Raw genomic sequence first — 2,709 nt, 5'->3', positions numbered from 1 at the left:
TCGTCAGCTCGAAGCCCAACGAAAAGACGGGTCAAGCGGCTGAGGCGAGGGATATGTTGCAACAGCAACGTCAGGTCAGTCAGGAAGACCAAAGGCGATCACGGCATTGCCCAGAGGAAAATCGAACAATTTGTGTCCACCGGCAGCAACCGCCACAAATTGCTTCCCGTCCACCGCATAGGTCACCGGCGGAGCGTTGACCCCGGCCCCGGTGTTGAAGTGCCACAGCGCCGTACCGTCCTGGGCATTGCGGGCCACAAACTGTCCGTTCGATTCCCCGTAAAAGATCAGCCCGCCCGCGGTCGCGAGCGAGCCACTGACCAGGGGTAAGTCCGTTCTGACCTGCCATTGGATCTTCCCGTCCTGGGGTGCAATGGCGCTCAGAGTTCCCCAGCGTTCCACGGTTTTATCAAACGAAATGACGATCCGCTCGGGCTGTCCGGCCTCCCCCGGTTTGAGTTGGTAGCGCGTCGGGTTGTGGGTTCCTGAGACGTACAACCAGCCGGTCTTGGGGCTGTATGAAGTAGGCGGCCAATTGGCTCCGCCCGCGGCTCCGGGCGCGATAAACATGCCTTCGGCAGTTGGCCTGCGGAAGAGCAAATCGTTCTGGGGAACAAAGGCTTCTGAGCGGCGTAGTGGCTTGCCCGTCTCCCGATCGAATATATACAACCAGCCGGACTTCGAGGCCTCGGCCACGGCCCGTACTGTTGTGCCATTGGCGGGGAAGTCGAACAGAACCGGAGGTGAGGCCACGTCATAGCCCCAAATGTCATGCGGGACGATCTGGTGATACCAGCGCAACGCGCCGGTCTGTATATCGAGGGCAACCAGGGAGGCGGTGTACAGATTGTCGCCGGGGCGCTTGTAATCGTCATAACCGGGCGACGCATTCCCGGTCCCGAAATAAATCAGCCCCAACTCCGGGTCGATCGACGGGGAGGAATAGATCGAGCCGCCGCCGGTCTTCCAGGCGTCGCGGTATGTGTCCGCATTGGCGCGTTCGGCATCCAGGTCGCGCTCCAGCACATCGCCGAACAGGGTGCGCTCAACAAAATCGCCTTCCCAGCCTTCCGAGGCGGTTGAGTACCAGCGCCAGTCCAACTGCCCGGTCGTTGCGTCATAGGCGGACAGGAAGGCACGCAGGCCGCGCCGGGGACCGGGCCGACCGAGGAGGGATGGGTCGTCCGCTTCGGCTTCACCGAGTACGCCGCTATACCCGGTCCCGCTCACGCCGACGAATACCTTACCGTCGTAGACAACCGGCGCCATATTGCCGGCAAAGCGGGTCAGTGCGGTGAGGGTAGCGACGTTCTCGGGCTCCGCGGCGTCTGTGGCTCTGATCTCCTTAAGCGCCGTAAGGTCAGCCGGGTTCCCGGTCGTCGGATCGACAACCGGCATATCCCACACGCGTGTTCCCGTGGCGACATCGAGCGCTACCAGGCGCGCATCCGCGGTAATCATATACAGTCGTCCGTAACCCAGGGCGAGCCCCCGGTTGTGGGTGCCGCAACAGAGTGTGTCAACGGACATCTCGTGCGTGTAACGCCAGCGCACAGCCCCGGTTGCCGCATCAAGGGCAACCACGTGGTTGTACGGCGTGGTGAGATACATCGTTCCGTCGGCAACAAGGGGGTTGGCGGGGAACGTCCCGAGCACACCGGTCTGATAGATCCACTGCGGCACCAGTCGGTGCGCGTTGTCGGTCGTGATGTGCTCAAGCCCGCTGTAGCGCTGATTGGCATAGCCATGCCCATAGGTCAGCCAGTTGTCATGATCTGCGTGGGCGTTGAGCAAACGTGTTCCCTCAACTGCTCTAACCGTTACACTTCCAAGACCCACGACGACGGCGACCAGGAAAGCAATCCGCGTGCTGAGTAAGAGTGCGCTAATAATTCTTCGCTCCCCTCGTTTGTACATAGAGAACCTCAATGGTGTGGGAAAGAATGGATTCTACGTATAGGAAAATCGGTGGGGAAACCACGTGGCCTGGACAGAGCTTCCGGTCCCCGGTGAGTGGCCTTTTCACCCTGGGTGTGATTTGTTTGCCCGGCCAGATGAGCGATAGCGCAGACAGGAGCAGCCGATGTTGCAGCAAGCCCTGGATTTCCGGGAGGAGAGCGAAGCAGTCTTCGCCCTGCTCGACGGGTTGGACGATCAGGACTGGGGAAGAAAAACGCAGTTCAAAGAGTGGACGATCAACGATATCGTCGCCCATCTGCATATGGGCGACTACGCGGCTAATCTTTCATTACAGGATACGAATGCCTTTCTGGACCTGGTGAAAGAATTCAACGTCGGACGCAAGCAGTACGGTCGTCTGGCCTTTACCCATGTCTGGCTTGACGGGCTACGGGACCGCGCATTGTTACATCGCTGGCGTACTTTCTCTCTTGAGATGGCGGAGCGCTTTGCGGCCGCGGACCCGAAAAAACGGGTGCAATGGTTCGGTCCGGACATGAGCGTGCGCTCCAGTATTACGGCGCGCCTGATGGAAACCTGGGCGCACAGCCAGGCGATATACGACCTGCTGGGCCAAACGCGTACCGACACCGGCCGGATCAAGAATGTTGTCGTCATGGGAGTGAACACCTTCGGCTGGACCTTCACGAACCGGAAGCTCGCCGTGCCGACGGACATCCCTTACCTGCGGCTCAGCGCACCGTCGGGAGAGGTGTGGGAGTGGAATCAATCGGATCAGGAGAACCGGAT

2 protein-coding genes are annotated in these 2,709 nt (G+C 60.2%); one reads left to right on the top strand and one right to left on the bottom strand.

Annotation, left to right across the window (positions count from 1 at the left end; translation table 11 throughout):
- Positions 1 to 75 precede the first annotated feature (75 nt).
- Positions 76 to 1,794, bottom strand: coding sequence for a PQQ-binding-like beta-propeller repeat protein (locus OXG98_14175; protein ID MCY3773148.1), 1,719 nt, complete (start codon positions 1,792 to 1,794; stop codon positions 76 to 78).
- A gap of 289 nt (positions 1,795 to 2,083) precedes the next feature.
- On the opposite strand from OXG98_14175, the gene OXG98_14170 reads away from it, so the two are divergent.
- A partial coding sequence (locus OXG98_14170) for a maleylpyruvate isomerase family mycothiol-dependent enzyme (protein MCY3773147.1) occupies positions 2,084 to 2,709 on the top strand: 626 nt, incomplete at its 3' end.

It is taken from the genome of Gemmatimonadota bacterium (assembly GCA_026706345.1).
Classification (GTDB): Bacteria; JAAXHH01; JAAXHH01; order JAAXHH01; family JAAXHH01; genus JAAXHH01.
This window is presented reverse-complemented; position numbering and strand designations above follow the sequence as displayed.